Origin of the sequence: Janthinobacterium longum (genome assembly GCF_051380735.1) — a bacterium.
In the GTDB taxonomy this organism is placed as follows: Bacteria; Pseudomonadota; Gammaproteobacteria; order Burkholderiales; family Burkholderiaceae_D; genus Janthinobacterium.
Genome location: NZ_JBNYXQ010000008.1, coordinates 77,024 through 98,321, shown reverse-complemented (window position 1 = coordinate 98,321; position 21,298 = coordinate 77,024). Strand labels below are relative to the sequence as shown.

Sequence of the window (21,298 nt, the reverse complement as noted above, 5' to 3'; positions counted from 1 at the left end):
GTGGCTTACATATCATTGTGCAGTCCCCATCCCAGCGCCTGGTATAGCGCGATCGCACTGGTATAGGAGGCGGTTTCCGACTGCAGCGCTTCGCGTCGTATGTCGTACAGGGCGCGCTGGTTTTCCAGCACCGCCTGGTAGCTGCCGGCACCCGCCTGGTAACGCGTGTCGGCGATCTGCCGCGCAGCGCTGGCGTGGCGTGCCGATTGTAGCAAGGAGGCCAGCCGCGTTTGATTTTCCACCAGTTGCGTGACGGCGTTTTCCACCTCTTCCTGCGCCACCAGCATTGCCTGTTGATAAGCGGCCAGCGCGCCTTGCGCCACGGCCTGCGTGCCGCGCACGCGCGCCCGGGCGCTGCCCAGCCGGAACGCCGGATGGCTGATGGCGGGTGCCAGCGCAAAGGCGCGTGCGCCGCCGTCAAGCACGCTGCTGCCGCGCAGCGCGAAAAAGCCGATAAAGCCACCGAGGCTGACCCGCGGATACAGCTCGGCGGTGGCCGCGCCCACGTCTTCGGTGGAGGCGGCCAGCAGGCGCTCGGCGCGCACCACGTCGGGCCGCTGCTTAATCAGCAGGTTGACGTCGCCCAGCGGCAGCTGGCCGGCCAGCGGCGCCGCCATGGGGGCGGTCAAGAGCAGCGCGGTGGCGCCCGGCGCCTGCCCGCCAAGCACATCGAGCCGGTACCGGGCCTGGCGCAAGCTGGCCTGCAATGGCGGCAGCGCGGCCTCGCTGCGCGCCAGGTTGGCCAGCGCGTTCTGCCGTTCTTCCGGCAGGCCGCTGCCGGCCGCCAGGCGCGCGTCGATCAGTGCCACCGTTTCGCGCCAGCTGTCGACCTGAGATTGTGCCAGCGCCAGGCCTTGTTGATCGCCCAGCGCCTGGTAGTAATTGCGCGCCACCTCGGCCGCGATCACCAGCTGCACCTGGCGCAGATCGGCTTGCGCGGCACCAGCGCGCGCCTGCGCCGAGCGGCTGATATGGCCCAGGCGACCGAACAGGTCGAGCTCCCACTGCGCATCGAGACCGAGGCGAGTGCTGGCGGTGGTACTGCGTGTCTCGGGCGTGGTCTGTTCTACCTTGCGCTGCCAGCCGGCCTGACCGGTGACGGCGGGCAGCCGGTCGAGCTGGCGCTCGTCAAACACGGCGCGCGCCGCCAGCAGGTTTGCTTGCGCCTGGGCGATATCGAGGTTGTGCGCGAGCGCTGCGGTGATCAGTTGCGTCAGCACCGTATCATCGAAAAAGGTCCACCATGGCGTGCTGCTGGCGCTGCTGTCGGCACCTTTGAACTGCGTTTGCTGGGGGCTGGCCAGCGTGATCTTTGGCGTGCCTGGCGTGACATAGGCGGGGCTGACAGCGCAGCCGGCCAGCAGCAGTGACGCCAGCGAGAAGGCAAGGGTTTTCTGGTTCATCATGATCCTTGTGGTGCGGTGGCTTGCGACAGCGCCCGGGCGCGTGCGCTGGTATCGCCGGCGGCGTGATTGCGGGCCAAAAAGGTGTACATGGTCGGCAGCACGAACAGGGTAAACACGGTGCCGACCAGCATGCCCGAGACGATCACCACGCCCAGGCCGAAACGGCTGTTGGCGCCTGCGCCGGAAGCGAACAGTAGCGGCACCAGGCCCACCACCATGGCGGCTGTCGTCATCAGGATGGGGCGCAAGCGGATCTGCGCCGCGCGGGCGATCGCGCTGGCCCGGTCTCGCTGTTCCTGCACCTGCAATTCGTTGGCAAACTCCACCATCAAAATGCCGTGTTTGCTGATCAGGCCGATCAGGGTCACCAGGCCGATCTGCGTGTAGATATTGATGGTGGCCCAGCCCAGCGCCAGCGGAATCAGGGCGCCGCAGATCGACAGCGGCACCGTAATCAGGATGATCAAGGGATCCATCAGGCTTTCATATTGGGCCGCCAGTACCAGGTAGATCACGATCACGGCCGCCAGAAACGCCAGCAGCAGCGCATTGCCTTCGGTGGCGAACTGACGTGCGTCGGATTGCCAGTCGTAGCTGAAACCGGGCGGCAGGTTTTTTGCCACGCCGTCGAGGAAGGCCACCGCATCGCCCAGGGTGACGCCGGGCGCGGGTACGCCCTGGAAGGTGGCGGCGTTTTGCTGGTTGAACTGGGTCAGCTGGTTTGGCTCGACCTCCTGCGTCAACGTCACCAGGCCGGACAGCGGCACCAGGCTTGCGTCGTCGGCGCGCACGTATTGCTGCGTTAGCGCCTGCGCCGTCAAACGCTGGGCGCGCGGGCTTTGCGCGATCACGTCATAGGCGCGGCCATCTAGACCGAAGCGGTTCAGGTAGTTCTCGCCCACCAGCACCGCCAGTGACTCGCCGATATCCTGCATCTGCACGCCCAGGCTGTGGGCTTTTGAACGGTCCACGCGCACTTTGAGCACCGGGTTGTTGTAATCGAGGTCGCTGTCGACCACGGCAAACAGGCCGCTGGCGCGGGCACGCTGCTTGATCTCTTCCATGGTGCGATACAGGGTGGCGTAATCCTGCGCGCTGCGCAGCACCAGCTGCACCGGCAGGCCACCGCTCGACCCGGGCAGGGGTGCCATCTGGAAGGCGAAAATGCTGGTGCCTTCGACGTCGCCCACGGCCTGCTGCAGCTCGGCCTGGATCACGGCCGCATTGCGTGCACGCTCGCCCCACGGTGTCAGGTTGATGCCGCCGATGCTGGACGCCGGGCCGTTGCTGCCGTTGATGATCCAGGTCGATGCCGTCTCCGGCGTGCGCCGGTAGATCTGTTCAAGCTTGCTTGAAAATCGCTCGACGTAATCGAGGTTGGCGTGCTGCGGCGCCTTGATGGCCGTCAGCACGCTGGCCTGGTCTTCCGACGGCGCCAGTTCGCGCTGCGGCAGCAAATACAGAAATGGCAGGCTGACCATCACCAGCAAGGCAAAGCCGCCGCTGAGCCAGCGGCGCCCCAGCGACCAGGCCAGCAGGCGTGCATAGCGGCCCGTAAGGCCAGCAAAAAAATGTTCGGCGGCGCGCGCCATGCGCCCTTCCGAGGTTTTTGGCTGCAGCAGAAAGGAACTCATGACCGGTGACAGGGTCAATGCCACCACGCCCGACACCACCACCGCGCCGGCCAGGGTCAGCGCGAATTCCCTGAACAGCGCGCCGGTCAGGCCCCCCATCATGCCGATCGGTGCATACACGGCCGCCAGGGTGATCGTCATGGCGATCACGGGGCCGGCCACTTCGCGCGCGCCCACCAGTGCCGCCGCCACCGGCGTCTTGCCTTCCTCGATATGGCGATGCACGTTTTCCACCACCACGATGGCGTCGTCGACCACCAGCCCCACGGCCAGCACCATCGCCAACAGCGTCAGCAGATTGATGCTGAAACCAAAGGCCAGCATCAGCGCGGCCGCACCCAGCATCGACAGCGGAATCGTCACCACCGGGATCAGGACCGAGCGCAAGGAGCCCATGCACAACCAGATCACCAGCACCACGATCGCCAGGGCTTCGAGCAGCGTGTGCGCCACTTCATCGATCGAGGCCTGGATAAAGCGCGCCGTCTCGAACGCCAGCTCCACCCTGACGCCGGGCGGCAGGGTTTTTTGTATGTCGGGCAGCAGTTTTTTGATGCCGTCGACGATCACCAGAGGATTGCCGCCGGGCGTGGGGAACAGGCCCAGGTGCACGGCCGGCACGCCGTCCATGCTGGCGCTGGTTTCACTGGCGGCCGCACCCAGTTCCACCGTGCCGATATCCTTCAGCCGTATCAGCGCACCGCCATCGTCCTTGCGATTGGCAATTACCATCTCGCGAAACTGCGCCACGCTGGTGAGATCCGTATTGACGCTGATATTGGAGACGACGAATTGCCCCTTTATTTTGCCGGGTGCGGCCTGGTAGTTATTGCGCCGCACGGCGTTCGCCACGTCTGACGCCGTCAGTCCCCGCGCCGCCAGTTTTGCCGGATCGATCCACAGCCGCATGGCCAGTTGCTGGCCGCCGAAGGTCTCCACTTTTGCCACGCCGGCGATGGTGGAGAACATCGGCTGCACCACGCGCGCCAGGTAGTCGGTGAGCTGCGCCGCCGAGACCGTATTGCTGGCAAAGCCGACATAGGCCACGGCGGTGGAGTCGCCGGCCGAGCGTTCGATCACGGGATCGAACGCGCCTTCGGGCAGCTTGTAGCGTACCTGGTTGACCTTGGTCATGACCTCCGTCAGCGCCTGGGTTGAATCGCGATTCAGCTCCATGCGCACAGTGACCAGGCTGCTGCCCTGCACCGACGATGACGTCAGGTAATCGATGCCTTCCACCGACGATACGGCTTGCGCGATCGGCTGCGTGACAAAGCCCTGCATCAGGTCGGCCGAGGCACCCGGATAGCTGGTGGCGATGGTAATGGTCGACGATTCCAGCATGGGGTATTGGCGCACCGGCAGCTGCTTGATGGCGAGCATGCCAAGCATCACGATCAGGCTGCTGATCACCAGAGCCAGCACGGGGCGGCGCACGAACAGGTCGGTGAATCTCATCGCAGGTTTTCCTTTTCCAGGGTATTGGCGACCGCCTGCACCGCCATGCCGTCAGCCAGTTTCAGCTGGCCCGAGGCGACCACCTGCTGGCCCGCCGCCAGACCCTTGACGATTTCTACCCTGCCGTCGGCACGTTCTCCCAGGGTGACGGCCACGCGCTTGACGGTCAACGCTTTGCCCTGCTGCGCGACAAACACCGTGTCGCCATAAGCGCTGTAGGTGACGGCCGTTTCCGGCACCGTCAGTTGCTGCTGTGCCTTGCCGGCCTGTGCCACCTTCACATTGGCATACATGCCGGCCTTCAGCGCGCCGCCCGGATTGTCCAGCGTCGCCTGCACCTGCACCATGCGCGCACGTGAAATCAAGGGATCTATGGCACTGATCTTCGCCGCAAATACCTGATCGGGATCAGCGTCGACCGTCACCTGCACCGCCTGCCCGGGTGCGAGCTTGCTGCTGCCCTGTTCATCGAGAGAAAAATTCACCAGCAGCGACCTGGTGTCGACCAGGCTGGCCACCGTATCGGCGGGGTTCAGGTACTGGCCGGCATGCACGCGGCGAATGCCCATCTGGCCGGAAAATGGCGCGCGGATGGTCTTTTGCGCGATCAGCGCCTCGGTCTGGCGCACTTCGCCCAAGGCTGCGTCGCGTGCGGCCAGCGCCGCATCGAGCTGCTCCTGCGTGGCGGCTTTATCCTGCACCAGCTGAAGGGTGCGCTGGTAGCTGGTCACGGCGTTATGCAACTGCGCGCGCAGGCGCAGCAGGCTGGCTTGTTCCGGCGCGTCGTTGAGCTGCACCAGTACCTCGCCAGCCCTGACCTGCTGGCCCGAGGCAAAGCGGATGGCGGTAATGCGCCCCCCTGTTTCGGCCGCTACCTGCACCTGGCGCGCCGCTTCCAGCTCGCCGACGCCGGTGAAAAATCGTTGCTGGGTGCCGGCCAGCACCGGCGCCAGCGCCACCTTGGTGGCCGGCGGCGACACTGCGACGGCAGCGTGCGATTCGAGGCGTGGGTACGTGATGATGCCCGCCACCGCGAGCGTGATGGCCAGCGCGCCAGCGCCGGCAAATCTGATTTTCATGATGAGTCTTTCGGGAAGGGCGCGTCAGAGCCGCGCGTTAAACAGGAAGAACAGCGACAGGGTGAACAGCAGCAGCACCAGATGGGTGGTTTGCAAGCTTTCCTGCGCGATCCAGTAGCCGAACCACAGGCCACCTATGTGCATCAGCAGCAGGAACGCCGCCATCGCGCACAAGGCAAGATTGAGCCACGGCAGTGCGTCGCTGATGCCGGCGCTGACGAACAGGGCCACGCCGGTCCAGGCAGCAATGGCGGCAGCCAGTTGCAGCGCCAGCACCACCAGCAGCGCCAGCCGGTGCAAGGTCAGCGACCTCGAAGCCCGGCGCAGCAGCGGTGTTTCCACGGTTGGGTCCTGGCGCAGCGGGTCCATGCGCATGGTATTGCCGATGGCCCAGACAGCACCATGAAAGGCGTGCAGATTGTTGATGGCGGCAATGCTGAGCCAGCAAGCCAGGCCTGTGGCGAGCACGGTTTGAAACAGCAAAATGGTATCGTGTAGCGGCATGGTCGTTCCCGTCAAAAAAGCTTGCCGGCATGGAATTCTCGACAGCACAGTGCTATCAGTCTATTATGCAAGCAATAGGTTGGTTAACTGACCCCATCATAGTTGAGCAAAATGAATTACACAAGTAAACGTTTGGATAATGGCGACAGCGCTGCGGCCCCGCAGACGACGGAACGCATCCTGTATTTCATCAAGACCAAGGGTCCCGTCTCCACGTCTGCGCTGGCCAAGACCCTGGTCATGACGGGCGAGGCGGCGCGCCAGCAAGTGCAAAAGCTGGTGACGGCGGGCTTGATCGAAGGAAGGCAGGAGGTGCAAAGCGGCGCCGGGCGGCCGCGCCAGAACTGGGTGCTGACCGAAGCGGGCCATGCGCGTTTTCCCGACACGCATGCGCAGCTGACGATCAAGCTGATTGGCTCGGTGCGCCAGTTGTTTGGCGAGGAAGGACTGAACCAGCTGATCACCCAGCGCGAAAAAGAAAGCCGCAGCGCCTATGCGCTGGCTTGTTCGGCGCCGGACTTGCCGACGCGTCTGGCGCAACTGGCGGCCATCCGCGACGAAGAGGGTTATATGGCCCGGGTGGAACCCGATGGTGACGATTGGCTGCTGATCGAAGACCACTGCCCGATCTGCGCCGCCGCGCGTACCTGCCAGGGCTTTTGCCGCTCCGAGCTGCAGCTGTTCCAGGAAGTGGTGGGGCCCTCGGCCAGCGTGGTGCGCGAGCAGCACGTGCTGGCCAATGCCATGCGCTGCGTGTACCGGATTTCCCTGTTGTCCTAAGGCCGGGGAAACAGCGGCCAGGCAAGCAGCGCCACCAGCGCCGCCGCCAGCCAGACCCAGGCCCAGCTGCTGGCCGCCAGCAAGTGCGGCAGTACCACGGGCGTCGCGAACAAGCCCACATACACGGCTGTATTGGCCATGCCCAGTGCGGTGCCGGCGCTGGCCGCACCGGCCAGCGTCGCCAGTTCCGTGTACGCCACGCCATGCCAGGCCGATACGCAGACGCCGGCCACGATCACCGCTGCCATCAGCAGCCAGCCAGGTGCGGAAAGCCCCGCCACGCCGGCCAGCAGCAGGAACGAGGCCAGCGCCACCAGTACCGAGCCGCGCAGGTAGGCCGGGCGATTCGCATGGCGGTCCGTATGGCGCCCGCTCCAGATGCGCATCACCATCGCACCCAGTTGCAGGATCACCATGACGGACGTGATCTGCGCCAGGCCCAGGTGGCCATGGTCGTGCAGGAACACGGTGGCGTAGCTGAGTATGGCAAACTGCGGCACGCACAGCACGCCGATGCCGGCCACCATGCGCCACACCTGGCGATTCTGCAGTGGCGAGACTGGCGTCGAAGGCTTGCCATCAGGTAAGCCCATGGACGCGTTTTGCGGGCCTCTGGCGGGCTCGGCAGTGAAAGCGGGTTCATGCATCCAGCGCCATGTCAGCAAGGCCGTCACGGCGCAGAAAAGGCCCAGCACGCCAAACACCGGTACAAAGCCGTAGCGGGCAGCCAGGGTGGGCAACAGCAGCGCACCCAGGCCACCACCCAGTGGCACGGCTGTCTGCCGGATGCTCATCGCAAAACCGCGCTCGCCCGCGCCGAACCAGCGCATCACGGCGCGGCCGCTGGCACCATTGACGCTGCCGCCCAATACGCCCACCAGCGCCAGGCCGCTTGCCAAGGACGTCAGCGATGGCACGGCCGCGCCCTGCGGCGTAATCCACAGCATCAAGGTGAGCAGGGCCAGCAGGGTGCCGAGCAAGCCGGTCAGCAGCACGGGCCGGTCACCCCAGCGGTCGGTGGCCATGCCCCATGGCAGTTCGGACAGCGCCACGCCCAGGCCCATGGCGCCCAGCGCCACCCCCAGTTCGGTATTGCTCAGGTGGTAGCCGCTGCGCAGCCAGATGGCGGTGGTCGGCATGCCGTTGGCGCAGGCTGAAAAACTGGCGTTGGCGGCTACGCCGACCCCCAGCACTTTCCAGCGATGGGCAGTGTTGAAGGTCGGGACGGAGGAGACGATGGCAGGGCAGGAAGCAGGCATGATGGAAGAGAAAGCTGTAATTGACCATGCCAGTGTTACGCAGTACGATGATTCTGAATATCAGATAATTTTTATCTGATTGTTCGATGAAACCGGACGGTTATGAACGTACTCAATTTTGATATCGCTTTCCTGCGCAGCTATGTGGCCGGCATCGAGCTGGGCAGCTTTGCGCGCGCGGCCGATAAAGTGGGCCGTTCCACCTCGGCCGTCAGTGCGCAACTGAAAAAACTGGAAGAGCAGGCCGGCCTGCCGCTGTTTCGCAAGTCGGGCCGTGGCCTGGCGCTGACGGACGCCGGTGACGTGCTGCTCGGCTATGCGCGCCGCATGGTCGAGCTGAACGACGAGGCCGCCGTCGCCCTGCGCGGAGTGGAACTGGAAGGCTGGGTCCGGTTGGGCTTGCAGGAAGACTTTGGCGAGGCGCTGCTGCCTGCCGTCCTGGGGCGCTTTGCGCGTGCCCATCCCAAGGTGCGCATCGAAGCGCATGTGGCGCGCAATACGGATTTGATGGAACGCCTGCAGCTGGACCAGCTCGACCTGGCGCTGCTGTGGGGCTGCAGCGGCATGCAGGACCTGACTGGCTGGCAGGCGCAGCGGCGCACCCTGATCGCCACGCCAGAGATGCGCTGGATCGCTTCGCCCACCCTGCCATGGCAGCCGCAATCGGGCGAACCGCTGCCGCTGATCGCGTTTGACCGCCCCTGTTTATTCCAGCGCTGCGCCACCGAGGCGCTGGACCGCGCCGGCATCGCCTGGCGCATCGCATTTACCAGCCCCAGCCTGGCTGGCCTGTGGGCGGCGGCCGCTGCCGGCCTGGGCGTGACGGTGCGCACCGCTTACGGCTTGCCGGCCTCGGTCTGCGTGCTCGATGCGGTGGAGGCAGGCCTGCCCGCGCTGCCTTCGCTGTCGCTGGAACTGCTGCGCGCCGCGCACACGCCGCGCCCGCCCGTCGAGCGGCTGGCCGCCCTGCTGGCCGATACCTTGCAGGGCGTGCAGGACGATTGACTATCGCGCACTGCGGCGGCGATCGGCCAGGCTGTAGCAGTCGTTCGACTGATACAGCATGTGCTTGTCTGCGCCGCATTGTGCCTTGTCGCTGCCGTGCCATGCGTCCAGACTGGGGCCTTCTCCACGCTGCGACTGCCTGCCATGATCGACTTGCTGCCACTGATGAGCTATTGCTTTGTGATGTCCGCCACGCCCGGGCCAAACAACGTCATGCTGGCTACCACTGGCGCCAATTTCGGCTATCGCGGTGCGCTGCCGGCTATCCTCGGCATCCAGCTCGGCATCTTGGTACAGACCATGCTGATGTGCGTCGGGCTGGGCAGCGTGTTTGTTGCGTATCCGATGGTGCAGCAGGTATTGCGGATTGCGGGTGCGCTGTACCTGATGTTTTTGGCCTGGAAGCTTGCCGGCGCCCCGGTGGCGGGAAGCAGCGCACCGAAGGCCGTGTCGTTTGCGCAGGCGGCGCTGTTTCAGGCGCTGAACCCCAAGAGCTGGCTCAAGGCGGTCACCATGGCCTCGGTCTTCATGCCTTCGCAGGGCAATATGTTCGCCAGTGCGCTGCTGGTGTCCGTCATCGGCACCGTGGTCGGCATGCCGTGCAACGCCATGTGGGCGCTGTTCGGCGTCTCGATCCGCAGCGTGCTCAAAGCACCGCGCAACCAGCGCATATTCAATCTGGCGATGGGCGCCATCCTGCTGGTGCTGGCCGTGATGTTTTTACGCTAGACTTCCAACCATGTTCGCCATCGACCGCTCCTCACCCATCGCCCTGTTCAAGCAGATCGAGGCCGCACTGCGCCAGCAGATCGCGCAACGCGTCCTGCCTGGCGGAACCAGGCTGCCGTCGATCCGCCAGCTCGCCACGCAACTCGCCGTGAGCACCAACACCGTGGTGGTGGCTTATGACAGGCTGGTGGCGGCAGGCGTCATCGCTACGCACGGCACGGCGGGCTTCTTCGTCTGTGCACCCACTGACGCCAGCCGCGCCATTCCCGACGAGGTGGCGCTGGAAGCGGGCCAGGAGCAGGAAGCGGTGTGGCTGAGCCAGCAGGTCAACGACCAGCGGCCCGGCGTGCTGCTGGCCAGCAGCGGCGCCTTGCCGCCCACCTGGCTGCAGGACGCGCTGCCGGCGGCCGCCGTGCAACGTGGCCTGGCGCGCAGCGCGGCCGGCATGGCCTCGCGCTGTCCGCCGCAAGGGCTGGCCGAACTGCGCGAGCAGATCGCGCTGTTGTTGCGCGGCATCGGCATCGCTGCGGACGCCAGCCACGTCCTCACCACGTTCGGCGGCACCCATGCCATCGATCTGATCTGCCGCACGTTTCTGCAGCCCGGCGATACGGTGCTGGTGGAAGACCCCGGCTACTTCCTGATGTTCGGCAGGCTGCGCCAGGACGGCGTGCGCCTGGTGCCCGTCAAGCGCCGCCCCGATGGCCTCGACCTGGACGAACTGGAAGCGGCGTGCCGCGCGCACCGTCCGCGCCTGCTGTTCGTGCAGACGGCCTTGCACAATCCCACCGGCTGGAGCAGCAGCGCCGCCAACCTGCACAAGGTGCTGATGATGGCGCAGCAGTATGGCTTCCTGATCGCCGAAGACGACGTGCACGGCCATTTCCAGCAGGCCCACAGCACGCGGCTGGCATCGCTGTCCGGACTGGACGGCGTCATCTACTATTCCAGCCTGTGCAAGGCGCTGAGCCCGGCTCTGCGCATGGGCTACCTGGCCGCAGCACCCTCCCTGCTCAAGCTGCTGATGCGAACCAAGATCCACGCCATCATGACCTTGCCGGCACTGAACGAATACGTGCTGCTTGAAGTGCTCAAGGCCGGCAACCTGCGCAAGCACCTTGAGCGGCTGCAACGCAAGATCATGGTGGCGCGCAACGCCAGCACGCAGCAACTGAGCGCGGCCGGCGTGCTGTTCGAACAGCACGGCGACGCAGGAATTTTCTTGTGGGGCACCATGCCCGAAGGGCTGGATGTGGACTTGCTGGTACAGGACGCCTACCGCAACAAGATCCTGCTGATGCGCGGCGCCGCGTTCTCGGCCAACGACACGCCCAACCAGTACATACGCTTCAACGTTGCCTTCAGCCAGCATCCACGCGTGAGCGCCTACCTTGAAGCACGCCTGCGTGCGGTGGCTGGCGCACGCTCAAGCCTGGCGCGCGCCAGCGGCGCGGCCAGTATTGAAGGCAAGTCCTGACGCTGCCTGGATCAGCTCGCCAGCGCCAGCAAATCCACCACTTCCAGGCCTGCCAGGTCTTGCGTCGTATTGCCCGCAAACGCGGCGCGGCTCGGCTGGCCGTCTTTCAGCCAGGTGCGGGTGACGGCCTTGATCTGCTCCAGGGTGCAGGTCAGCACACCGGTGCGGAACTGCTGGCGCACCGCTTCCGTGGTGCCGCGCTGCTGCATGTTCCAGGCCGTCAGCGCTTCGGCATACGGCGAATGCGGTTTGTCCAGGCCCTTGATCACGCAGATGATGGCTTCTTCGACCTGTTCCTGCGAAAAATCGCCGTCGAGGATCTGCGTCAACGTCAGGTCGAAGTCGGCATACGTGCCGGCCAGGCGCGGATCGCGGTAGGAACTCAGGGTAAAGGTACCCGCACCGGCAGCATAGCTGGCGCTGCCGCCATAGGCGCCGCCTTTTTCGCGCAGCGCAGTATGCAGCACCTGGTTGGTCATCAGTTCGGCCGCCACCGCCAGCGCTGCTGCGTCGGGACTATGCACGCCGGGCACGGTCCAGGAGACGAAGCAATGGTTGATCTGGCTGGTGGCATGCAGGGCCGTATTGGCCAGCGGCATCGGCACCACCGGCGGGGCGTTCACTGCACCCTCTTCCACGACCTCTTCCCTGGCGGCTGCCGCGTCGACCTTGGGCAGGTCCAGCAGGCCGGCCAGGATCACGCCGTCCTGGTCGAGGCCGGCGCACAGCACAGTTGGTGGCTGGGCGATGATATGGGCGTGCAGAGCGTCGAGTTCGCGTGCGATTTCCTGCAAGCCCTCGGAGGTCTTGCTTAACTGCTGCAGGCGGCGGTAGAACGGCAGCGCAGCCGGGCCGCCGATGATGTCGTCGAAGCGGCGCGTCGGCGACAGCGGCGCGGTCGAGGCCAGCATGGCGTAGCGGCTGCCCGATTCTGCCAGGCTCGAAAGTTTGTCCTGTACCAGGCTTTCGATCAGGAATGCCAGGCGCTCTTCTTCATCGAAGCGCGGCTTGGCAATCCAGGCCGACAGCACGGCGGCGATTGCTTCGTGTTCTTCGCGCAGGCCGCTGGCCGAGAACGACAGTTCCACGCGCATGGTCTGTTGCGGGCGGGGAATTGCTTCCAGGCCGATATGGAACGACGGCACCATGCTCTGGCGCCAGGCGCTGGCGTCGTCGAACGACATCTCGCCCACGCCCAGTTCCGGCGCCAGGTCGGTGTACAAACGCAGCCATGGCCACGACGCTTCCGGCAGGTGCGACACGTCGTACAGCACGTTGGCGTAGCTGATGCCGTTCGAGGCGATCGAAAACGCCACCGCGCCGTTGACAGCCTCGGGAATCGCCAGCGCCGGGCGCGGATGGGCGCTGACGTCGCTCGGGCGGATGCGCGGCAGCACTTCCGAGTTCGACGGCAGTTGCTGGTGGGCGTCGAGTGCGGCGGACTCGGCCACGATATGCGCGCGCTGCTCCTCCGTCAGGCTCGCTTGCAGCGCGGCCAGTTTCGCGTCTTCCTGTGCCGCGCGTTCCGTGAAGAAGCCGGCATCCGGTACCACGCGGGTGGTCAAACGGGTCGGGTTGGCGATCAGGTCGCGCACCAGCTGCTTGAAGAATTCCGGGTCGTCGATCTGCTTTTCCAGCGTTTCCAGGATGGCCGTATTGTCAAAGGCGTCCATCACGTCGCCGTCATACATGGCCAGCGGCAGCGCGTGCAACAAGCGGCCCAGGCCGTAAGGCATGCGGCCGCTGCTGATTTCGCGCTGGCCGTATTTGATGTCGCGCAGTGCCGCATGCAGCACGGCGGCCGGAATGCCCTCTTCCGCTGTTTCTTCCAGCGCGGCCCAGATGCGCGCGTGGGCATCCGCAATCTGCTCTTCCGTCAGGCCTTCCATGCCGATATGGAACACCATCTGGCGCGTGCCGGCGTCGCGGCCGTTCATGTCCGACGGGCGGCCGTAGCCAGCCGATTCCATGGCGCGCATCACGGGCGCCGACGATTCGCCCAGCAAACCTGCCGACAGCAAATGCGCGTGATAAAACGCCAGCGGGTCGGACGACTCGCCCAAGAGCCATGCGAATTGCAGGCCGAATTCATCATCGCGCGCTTCCTGCGACGGAATCTTCACCACGTTTTCCTGTGGCGCCGTCCAGGCGGGTGCCAGCTGCGGCAAACGGCGTGGTGAAAAGCCGCTCAGTTTGGACAATACCTTGGCCGCTACCTGTTCCTGCACCGCTGACGCTTCGATATTGCCGGCGGTCATGATCACGGCTTGCGACGGGTGGTAGTGGCTGGCGTGAAATTCTTTCAGCATCTCGTGCGTCAGGTCGGGAATATCGAGCGGATCGCCGCCCGATTCCACTTCGTACGTCGTGCCCTTGAGCAAGGTGCTGGCAATGCCGCTGTCGAGCGCACGCATGGGGCTGTTGAAAGCGCCCTTCATTTCATTGAAGACGATGCCCTGGTACACCAGTTTGTCGCCTTCGAAAGCATGGCGCCAGCCTTCCTGGCGGAAGTTCAGGTAATCGAGATTCGGGAAAAAGGCGGCGTCCAGGTAGACGTCCAGCAGATTGAAGAAATCCTTGCGGTCGGTGCTGGCGAACGGATACACGGTGCGGTCCGGGTAGGTCATCGCATTCATGAAGGTGGCCGTCGAGCGGCGCAGCATCGAGAAAAAGGGATCGCGCACCGGGTAGCGGGCCGAGCCGCACAAGGCCAGGTGCTCCAGGATATGCGCGCGGCCATCGCTTACTTCGGGCACGGTGGGAAAAGCCACCAGGAACACCATTTCAGCCTGCTCGGTATGCATATGGATATGGCGCATGCCTGAGGCGGGCTCGACGTATTGCTCGATGGTTGCCTGCAAGACTGGAATGAAGTTGCTGCTGACTTTTTCAAATGTGCTCATGCGGTATGGGATCTCTGTTCTGGGTGGTCTGATGGAGTGTAATGCGCTCGGGCTGGCTACTATCTGGGGTCAACCTGGCGAAAAGCCAGTACCCGGCGCCAGCCACAGTGTTTTCAGGGTTTTCCTATTGTACTAGGACTATTCGCAGCGCGCCGCCGGCAGCCCCGACAGCAGGCAAGGCGGCGTCATGGGATGCGGCCTTGGCGTACCATGCGCCTTTTCCCACGCTTCCAAGCCGAAGGCCACCCCTTGTCCAGACTGTCATTTCGCCAACTGCTGTTTGCCGCGTTTATCCTGACGGCCGGCATCATGGCGGCCACTTCCGTGCAAGCCCTGTTGACCTTGGAACACCTGGCCCAACTGGGGCGCGACACGGCGGCGCAGGCGATTACCCTGACGGAACAATCGCAGCGCCTGGCCGAACGCACGCAGGCGATGGAGCGCAGCGCGCGCCAGTTCATGGTGCTCGATGACCCCGTGTTTCGCGAGCGCTATGCGGCCGCGCGCGAGGAAGCGGCCGCCGCCTTGAACGTGCTGAACCGCGCCACGCCGCACTTTGCGCCGCAACTGGCCGACGAATGGATGGCGCAGGCCGAGTCGGCCTGGGAAGTATTGCAGGCGGGCAAGAAGCGCAAGCGCGACGGCCATGCGGTGGTGTCGCGCGCCTTTGTGCGCATGGCGCAGATCAATGACACGGTGGCGCGCGACAGCAAGACGGAAATCGGCAGCCGCAATGACGATTTATTGGTGGAACTCGAACGCCAGCGCCGCCTGCTGGGCCTGCTGGTGATCGGCGCCGTGGTGCTGGCGGCGGTGCTGGCCACCTGTTTCGGTTTTCTGCTGTCGCGTCCGCTGCGCCGCATCGAGCGCGCCATCGAACGCCTCGGTGACAAACGTTACGACCAGACCATCGTCGTCGGTGGCCCTGCCGATACGCGCTTGCTGGGCCAGCAGCTGGACTGGCTGCGCCAGCGCCTGGCCAGCCTGGATGCCGACAAGGAACGTTTTTTGCGCCATATCTCGCACGAACTGAAAACCCCGCTGGCGGCGCTGCGCGAAGGCGTGGCCTTGCTGGAAGACGAGGTGGCCGGCAAACTCAGCGATGGCCAGCGTGAAATCGCCGGCATCCTGCAGCAGAACACGGCCTCCTTGCAAACCCAGATCGAAGACCTGCTGCGCTACAATACCGCCGCCTTTGATGCTCAGCATCTGGTACACAGCAAGGTAGACCTGCTGGCGCTGCTGCACGAAGTCGTGGTGACGCAGCAATTGCAATGGCAGGCGCGCCGGTTGACGATCGATGTGCGCGGCGGCTCGCTGGTGGTGCAAATTGATCGCGACAAACTGGCCACCGTGCTGGCCAACCTGCTGTCAAACGCGGTGCGCTTCAGCCCGGAGGGGGGCAGCGTGCGCTTTGAATTGTCCGGTGACCAAGGCTGCGTCCGCATCGACTGCATCGACCAGGGCGCCGGTGTTGCGCCAGAAGACGCCGAACGCATATTCGAGCCGTTTTACCAGGGCGTGCGCCAGGTGGCTGGTGCTCGCAGCGGCAATGGCATCGGCCTGTCCATCGTACGCGAATATATTGCCGCCCACGATGGCCGCGTCCTTCTTTTACCGCGCCCGGCCGGCGCTCACTTTCGGATAGAACTGCCTTTATGATGATCAAACTTTCCGTGCCGCTATTGGCCGCCAGCATGTTTCTGGCCGGCTGCGCCGCGCCACCGCCCAAACAGACACCTGTGCTGGTGCAAACGCCGCCGCGCATCGTGGTTGTTGCCGATCCCAAGCTCACCGAGCTGTTGGCTTATCAGGCCAGCCTGCGGTTGATGACGCCATCCGAACTGGTGAAAGCGCAGCTGGAACTGTCGCGCGCCGACCATGCGCCGCAAAACACCATACGCCGCGCCATGCTGCAGGCCATCCTGCGCACGCCTGGCGAGCTGGCGCGCGCGCAAACCCTGCTCGATTCGGTCACGCAAGCCTCCAGCGATGAAGCGAAACTGCTGGCGCCGCTGGCGCAGTTCCTTTCTGGCCAGTATGCCGACTTGCGGCGCCAGGACGAGGCGGTGGAAAGACTCAATGGCCAGGTGCGCGATGCCCAGCGCCGCAACGACTTGCTCAATGAAAAACTCGAAGCGCTGAAAAATATCGAGCGCAGCCTGTCGGTGCGCCCTGCTGCGGGAGCGCCAAAATGAGCCAGCCGCATATCTTGTTGGTCGATGATGATCCGGACCTGCTGCGGCTGCTGACGATCCGCCTGCAGGCCGGCAACTATCGGGTGACGGCGGTGGGCAGCGCGGAAGCGGCGCTGGCGCGCCTGGCGGTCGAATTGCCGGCGCTGGTGATTACCGACGTGCAATTGCCGGGCCGTGACGGCCTGGCCCTGTTCGACGATATCCGCCGCCAGCACTCTGCCCTGCCGGTGATACTGCTGACGGCCCACGGTACCATTCCCGACGCCGTCGACGCCACCGCGCGCGGCGCGTTTGCGTATCTGACCAAACCGTTCGACGGCAAGGCGCTGATGGAAAAAGTGGCCTACGCCGTCAAGCTGTCGACCGTGATGCCGGCCGCCGCGTCCAGCGACGAGAGCTGGCGCGCCGAGCTGATCAGCCGTAGCGCGCAGATGGCCGAGCTGCTGGCCGAAGCCAGGCTGGTGGCCGGGTCGGACGCCAGCATATTGATACGCGGCCCCAGCGGCACCGGCAAGGAATTGCTGGCGCGCGCGCTGCACAACGCCAGCCGCCGCGCCACGGCGCCGTTTATCGCCGTCAATTGCGGCGCGATCCCCGAGCAACTGCTGGAATCGGAATTGTTCGGCCATGTAAAAGGCTCGTTTACGGGGGCGGTCGGCAACCGCGAGGGCCTGTTCCAGGCGGCCGATGGCGGCACCCTGTTCCTGGACGAGATCGGCGACATGCCGCTGCCGCTGCAAGTCAAATTATTGCGCGTACTGCAGGAACGGGCCGTGCGCCCGGTCGGCTCCGACCAGACGCGGCCGATCGACGTGCGCCTGCTGTCGGCCACCCACCGCGACCTGGACGTGGCGATGACCGAAGGGCAATTTCGCGAAGACCTGTATTACCGTTTGAACGTGGTGACCCTGACCCTGCCGCCGCTGGCCGAGCGCCGCGAAGATATCGCCCTGCTGGCAAATCATTTTCTGCACAAGCTGGCCGACAAGTATCAGAAGCCGCTGAACGGTTTCGCACCCGACGCCCTGACCGCCCTGGTCAGCGCGCCCTGGCCCGGCAATGTGCGCCAGCTGGTCAATGTGGTGGAGCAAGTGTGTGCGCTGGCCACGGCGCCGCTGGTGCCCCTGAGCCTGGTACAGCGCGCCTTGCGCGTGCCGTCACTGGAAGCGCTCAGCTATAACGAAGCCAAGCAGCGCTTCGAGCGCGACTATCTGGTTCAATTGCTGCGCCTGACCGACGGCAACGTGGCCGATGCCGCGCGACTGGCCGACCGCAACCGCACGGAGTTCTACCGCCTGCTGCAGAAATACGAGCTGACGCCGGCCCTGTTCCGCGGTGAAAATGACCCTGTCGCCGATTAGCGACAAAAAATAATCCTTTGAAATCAAAGGGTTGTTTGAAAGTCCTGATAGCTTGCGCATACCGTGTCGCTGTCCGGCGACAAAAAGCCGGGTTTTTCAGGCCGTGCCAGGCCGGAAAAATGCAGATTTTATGTAAGTGATTGATTTCAAAGAGTTTATAAAAGCTGGCACGCTGCTTGCTGTATGGTCCTGTGTAACGCTCCAAAGTGTTGCCTTAACCAAGTAAGAAGCTTTTAACTTTATTGAGAGGAACTACCATGCAAACATCGAAACTGTTCAATACCCTGGTTGCCGCTATCGTTCTGTCGGGCGCCTCGATCACCGCTTCGCATGCCGCTGACTCCGCACCAAAAGCACAAGCTCCTGCTGACACCGTGGTTGCCGCCAACGCCGCTGCTGCCGTACCTGATGAAACCATCACCTCGTCGGCCAAGGCCGCCCTCGGTGCCGATGCCCAGGCATCGGCCCTGCCAGTCAAGGTAGCAACCCAACAAGGCGTAGTGGTCCTGTCGGGCGAAGTGCCCAGCGCCGAAGCGGGCGACCGCATCATTCAGATCGTCGCCTCCGTGAGCGGCGTGAAAGAAATCAAGAACGAACTGAAAGTCAAAGCCGCAGGTTAATCGCCTCGCGCTGAGCTTTACTCCGGGTTGCCCTGTCTGCGGACAGGGCATTTTTTTGCGTTTGATTTAATTCTGGCGAGTTGCTGGCGTTATTTCAGCCCGAAAGTAGATCTGGGGTCAGACCCGGCGGGTCTGACCCCGGCATTACGGCCGCTGGGCTAACGCGACACTGTCAGTTGCCTCCATTGCTCGCGGTATGTCATCAATCCAGCTAGCTCCAGCGGCTTTTCCACCGTCGCCTCCATTGCCGGCACCTCACCCCAGCGATGCAACATCCACCCGCCACAAGTAGTACCGCTGGCGTCCTGCGACACCGCCACGTCCCGGCCCGGCCGCAAGGCCGCCAGCAGCGACGCGAAATGCGGATTGTCCGTAAAGCTGCCCTCCACCGTGACCGGTCCCTGTGCGTCCAGGGCGTCCAGGCAATAGTCGCTCATCAGCGCGCAATACAGGGTAGCCAGCGCATAGTGTTCCTGCGCCGTGCGCGGGCTGGGGCCTTCGATGCACCCCGCCTGGCCGACGAACGGCCCACCGGACTCGGCAAAACATGGCAGCGCCAGGGTACTCTGCCGCACCAGTCTTTCGATATCGGCCATGGCGCACACTTGCGGCGAGGCTCCCGCCAGCACGGAAAATTCGCGCCCGCCCATAAAGCGCATGCAGGCCACCGGTTGCCCCAGCGCATTGACATTGGCCAGCATGTCGGCCGTTTCATCGAGCCGGTCCAGTGGCGCGCCAAAGGCGGCGGCAATCGCCCAGGTGCCGGTCGACAATACCGTGCGCGGCTGGTCGTTCGCCTCGGTCTCCAGATAGCGCAGCAGTGAGGCATTGCTGTCATGGATGCCGCACAGTACCTGGCAACCGGATAGCGCGGGATGGTTTCGCACCGGCCCCAGCGCCGTCCATGCTGCTTGCAGCGGCGGAAACAGCTGCGTCCATTCCATGTGATGGACCAGCGACGAAAAGCTGCCTTGCTGCGGCTGCCACAAATCCGTATGGCAACCGAGCGAGGTCACTTCGCTGGCCGCCACGCCGCACAAGCGCCAGGCCCAGTATTGCGGATACGTCAAAATGTGGCGCGCGCGGGCAAATTGCTGCGGATACGTTTTGGCCAGCCAGTAAAGCTGCAAGCCCAGGTTCAGGCCACACGGCAGTTGCGGCGACAAGCTGTCGGCAAAGGCCGGGCGCAAGGCAGCATACTCGGCTGCCAGCGCTTGCGGCAGGCTCGATTCATAGTCGAGTATGGGCAGTACCAGCCCCTCGTCGTCGACCAGCGCCGCCGTGGCGCCATGCGTGACGGGCACGATGGCGCTAATGCGCGCCAGCTGTGAAAACGCGGCCAGGGTGGTTTGCAACCAGTCCCACAGCCGCTCCGTATCGTAGTGCGGATACAGTCCGGTCTGAATGATGCTGTTCGGACAGCGCTGCTCGGCCACGATGGCGCCAGCGGCGTCCAGCAAGGTCAGCTTGGCATTGGTCTTGCCGATATCGAGTACAACGGTGGCGTCGATGGTCACGGCAGTCCTTATGCGAGGTGAAAGACGGGCAACAAGGGCGAGGATACTGGCGAGGCATCGGCCTGCGTTTCCATCAGATCGGCCATGTGATCCCACCAGCGACGCATGACCGGATGCTGCGGTAGTGACGCCATTGCGTGGCCTTCCATGCGGCGCAGCACGGCAAACAGCGCGCCCGTCGTTTCATCGAGAAAGATGCTGTAGTCGCGCACGCCGGACTCGTGCAGCAAGGCCGCCAGCTCGGGCCAGATGGTGTCGTGGCGGCGTTGATATTCGGCAGCATTGCCGGGTTTTAGCTGCATTCTGAAAGCAATTTGTTCCATGATTATTTTTTCGTCGATTTGCGGTTCAACAGGCGCGGCAGGGCGATCGTAATGAGCAGCAAGATGCCGACCACAATCGTCATGATGACGCCAGGAATATTCAGCAATGCCAGGCCATAGGTGACCATGCCCAGCAGCAGCACAGCCAGCATCACGCCGCCGATGCTGCCCTTGCCGCCGGCAATGCTGACGCCGCCCAGGATGACCATGGTGATCACTTCCAGTTCCCAGCCCATGGCGATATTCGGCCGCGTGCTGCCGATGCGTCCGGTCAGCAACCAGGCGGCCAGCCCCGCCATGGCACCGGTGGCCACGAACAGCGCAAAGCGGTAGCGGTCCACCGCCACGCCCGAGAAACGCGCAGCCATCGGATTGCTGCCGATGGCAAAGATGCGCCGGCCCCAGCTGGTCGCATGCAGCAGCACCGCGAACAGCACGGCAAGCACCAGCAAAATCACGAAGGGGCGCGGGATGATGTCGAAGAAGTAGCCCTGGCCCCAGTCGATCAGCAGTTGCGGATAGCCCGTGTATGCCTGGTCACCGAGGATGACGCTGGCCAGGCCGCGAAACAGTGCCACGGTGCCGATCGTCACGACGATGGACGGCAGGGCAAAGCGCGTCACCAGCACACCGTTCAGGCTGCCGCATACGGCGCCCATGGCCAGCGCCACGAACAGCAGGCCTGCCGGTGGCACGCCGTGGTGGTGGGCAAAGCCCATGGCCACGGACGACAGCGCCAGCGTGCCCGAGACGGAAATATCGATTTCGCGGCAGATGATCAGCAAGGCCATCGGCAGTGCGATCAGGGCTTTTTCGCTGAAATTGAAGGTGCTGTCGGCCAGGTTGTACGTGTCGAAAAAGTTCGGCAGGAACACGCTGTTGCCGATGAATACCGCGACCAGCAGCAGCGCCAGCAGCGCTTCCCAGTGTGCCAGGTAATGCGACAGATGCGGCGCCTTGCGGTCAAGGATGGTATAGCGCGTACCGGGCGCCTTTTCTGATGACGTAGTGGCCGCGTCAGGCTGGTCCAGGGAAGTCGAGATCG

General features: G+C 64.3%; 17 protein-coding genes. 8 read left to right on the top strand and 9 right to left on the bottom strand.

All coding sequences use genetic code 11. The features are described 5' to 3' along the window. Positions 1-5 precede the first annotated feature (5 nt). The 4 genes from ACQ4WM_RS19140 to ACQ4WM_RS19125 are packed head-to-tail and all read right to left on the bottom strand — an operon-like array spanning position 6 to position 6,081. Positions 6-1,406 carry an efflux transporter outer membrane subunit gene (locus tag ACQ4WM_RS19140; protein WP_436548247.1) on the bottom strand — a complete coding sequence of 467 codons (1,401 nt, stop codon included), beginning with the start codon at positions 1,404-1,406 and terminating at the stop codon, positions 6-8. After that, complete coding sequence (locus tag ACQ4WM_RS19135) at positions 1,403-4,498, bottom strand: MexW/MexI family multidrug efflux RND transporter permease subunit (RefSeq protein WP_436548246.1); 3,096 nt, start codon at positions 4,496-4,498, stop codon at positions 1,403-1,405. Before ACQ4WM_RS19135 ends, ACQ4WM_RS19140 begins: the two co-directional genes overlap by 4 nt. Then, a complete protein-coding gene (locus tag ACQ4WM_RS19130) occupies positions 4,495-5,577 on the bottom strand; it encodes an efflux RND transporter periplasmic adaptor subunit (RefSeq protein ID WP_436548245.1) in 1,083 nt (360 codons plus the stop codon). The genes ACQ4WM_RS19135 and ACQ4WM_RS19130 overlap by 4 nt, the downstream gene beginning before the upstream one ends. A 24-nt stretch (positions 5,578-5,601) precedes the next feature. Then, positions 5,602-6,081 (bottom strand): DUF2165 family protein, encoded by a 480-nt coding sequence (locus tag ACQ4WM_RS19125; protein WP_436548244.1) that lies wholly within the window; start codon positions 6,079-6,081, stop codon positions 5,602-5,604. Positions 6,082-6,192: 111 nt separating this feature from the next. Here ACQ4WM_RS19125 and ACQ4WM_RS19120 point away from each other — a divergent pair, with 111 nt between their 5' ends. Then, a complete protein-coding gene (locus ACQ4WM_RS19120) occupies positions 6,193-6,861 on the top strand; it encodes a helix-turn-helix transcriptional regulator (RefSeq protein WP_436548243.1) in 669 nt (222 codons plus the stop codon). Here the strand turns inward: ACQ4WM_RS19120 and ACQ4WM_RS19115 are convergent. Continuing rightward, positions 6,858-8,120, bottom strand: a complete 1,263-nt coding sequence (locus ACQ4WM_RS19115) for an MFS transporter (RefSeq protein ID WP_436548242.1) — start codon at positions 8,118-8,120, stop codon at positions 6,858-6,860. The two genes, ACQ4WM_RS19120 and ACQ4WM_RS19115, sit on opposite strands and share 4 nt — an antisense overlap. Before the next feature lie 102 nt (positions 8,121-8,222). On the opposite strand from ACQ4WM_RS19115, the gene ACQ4WM_RS19110 reads away from it, so the two are divergent. The 3 genes from ACQ4WM_RS19110 to ACQ4WM_RS19100 all read left to right on the top strand — a co-directional run bounded on the left by ACQ4WM_RS19110 (position 8,223) and on the right by ACQ4WM_RS19100 (position 11,331). After that, on the top strand, positions 8,223-9,125 hold the full coding sequence (locus ACQ4WM_RS19110; protein WP_436548241.1) for a LysR substrate-binding domain-containing protein: 903 nt from the start codon (positions 8,223-8,225) through the stop codon (positions 9,123-9,125). A 144-nt stretch (positions 9,126-9,269) separates the two neighbouring features. Then, complete coding sequence (locus ACQ4WM_RS19105; RefSeq protein WP_436548240.1) at positions 9,270-9,854, top strand: LysE family translocator; 585 nt, start codon at positions 9,270-9,272, stop codon at positions 9,852-9,854. 10 nt (positions 9,855-9,864) lie between these two features. Next, the gene (locus ACQ4WM_RS19100) at positions 9,865-11,331 is read left to right on the top strand and encodes an aminotransferase-like domain-containing protein (RefSeq protein ID WP_436548239.1); all 1,467 of its coding nucleotides are present in this window, start codon (positions 9,865-9,867) and stop codon (positions 11,329-11,331) included. 11 nt (positions 11,332-11,342) lie between these two features. Here ACQ4WM_RS19100 and ACQ4WM_RS19095 read toward each other — a convergent pair whose 3' ends face one another. Continuing rightward, positions 11,343-14,234 carry an insulinase family protein gene (locus ACQ4WM_RS19095; RefSeq protein WP_436548238.1) on the bottom strand — a complete coding sequence of 964 codons (2,892 nt, stop codon included), beginning with the start codon at positions 14,232-14,234 and terminating at the stop codon, positions 11,343-11,345. A gap of 249 nt (positions 14,235-14,483) precedes the next feature. Here ACQ4WM_RS19095 and ACQ4WM_RS19090 point away from each other — a divergent pair, with 249 nt between their 5' ends. From ACQ4WM_RS19090 to ACQ4WM_RS19075, 4 genes are all read left to right on the top strand, one after another. Then, on the top strand, positions 14,484-15,896 hold the full coding sequence (locus tag ACQ4WM_RS19090; protein WP_436548237.1) for a sensor histidine kinase: 1,413 nt from the start codon (positions 14,484-14,486) through the stop codon (positions 15,894-15,896). Further along, on the top strand, positions 15,893-16,432 hold the full coding sequence (locus tag ACQ4WM_RS19085; RefSeq protein ID WP_436548236.1) for a hypothetical protein: 540 nt from the start codon (positions 15,893-15,895) through the stop codon (positions 16,430-16,432). The genes ACQ4WM_RS19090 and ACQ4WM_RS19085 overlap by 4 nt, the downstream gene beginning before the upstream one ends. Then, a complete protein-coding gene (locus tag ACQ4WM_RS19080) occupies positions 16,429-17,793 on the top strand; it encodes a sigma 54-interacting transcriptional regulator (RefSeq protein ID WP_436548235.1) in 1,365 nt (454 codons plus the stop codon). The genes ACQ4WM_RS19085 and ACQ4WM_RS19080 overlap by 4 nt, the downstream gene beginning before the upstream one ends. Before the next feature lie 257 nt (positions 17,794-18,050). Next, complete coding sequence (locus ACQ4WM_RS19075) at positions 18,051-18,413, top strand: BON domain-containing protein (protein ID WP_436548234.1); 363 nt, start codon at positions 18,051-18,053, stop codon at positions 18,411-18,413. Positions 18,414-18,571: 158 nt separating this feature from the next. Here ACQ4WM_RS19075 and ACQ4WM_RS19070 read toward each other — a convergent pair whose 3' ends face one another. The 3 genes from ACQ4WM_RS19070 to ACQ4WM_RS19060 are packed head-to-tail and all read right to left on the bottom strand — an operon-like array spanning position 18,572 to position 21,296. Next, positions 18,572-19,930, bottom strand: a complete 1,359-nt coding sequence (locus ACQ4WM_RS19070) for an FGGY-family carbohydrate kinase (protein WP_436548233.1) — start codon at positions 19,928-19,930, stop codon at positions 18,572-18,574. Positions 19,931-19,938: 8 nt separating this feature from the next. Beyond that, a complete protein-coding gene (gene rhaM / locus ACQ4WM_RS19065) occupies positions 19,939-20,253 on the bottom strand; it encodes an L-rhamnose mutarotase (protein WP_436548232.1) in 315 nt (104 codons plus the stop codon). 2 nt (positions 20,254-20,255) lie between these two features. Further along, positions 20,256-21,296, bottom strand: coding sequence for an ABC transporter permease (locus tag ACQ4WM_RS19060; protein WP_436548373.1), 1,041 nt, complete (start codon positions 21,294-21,296; stop codon positions 20,256-20,258). Positions 21,297-21,298 lie beyond the last annotated feature (2 nt).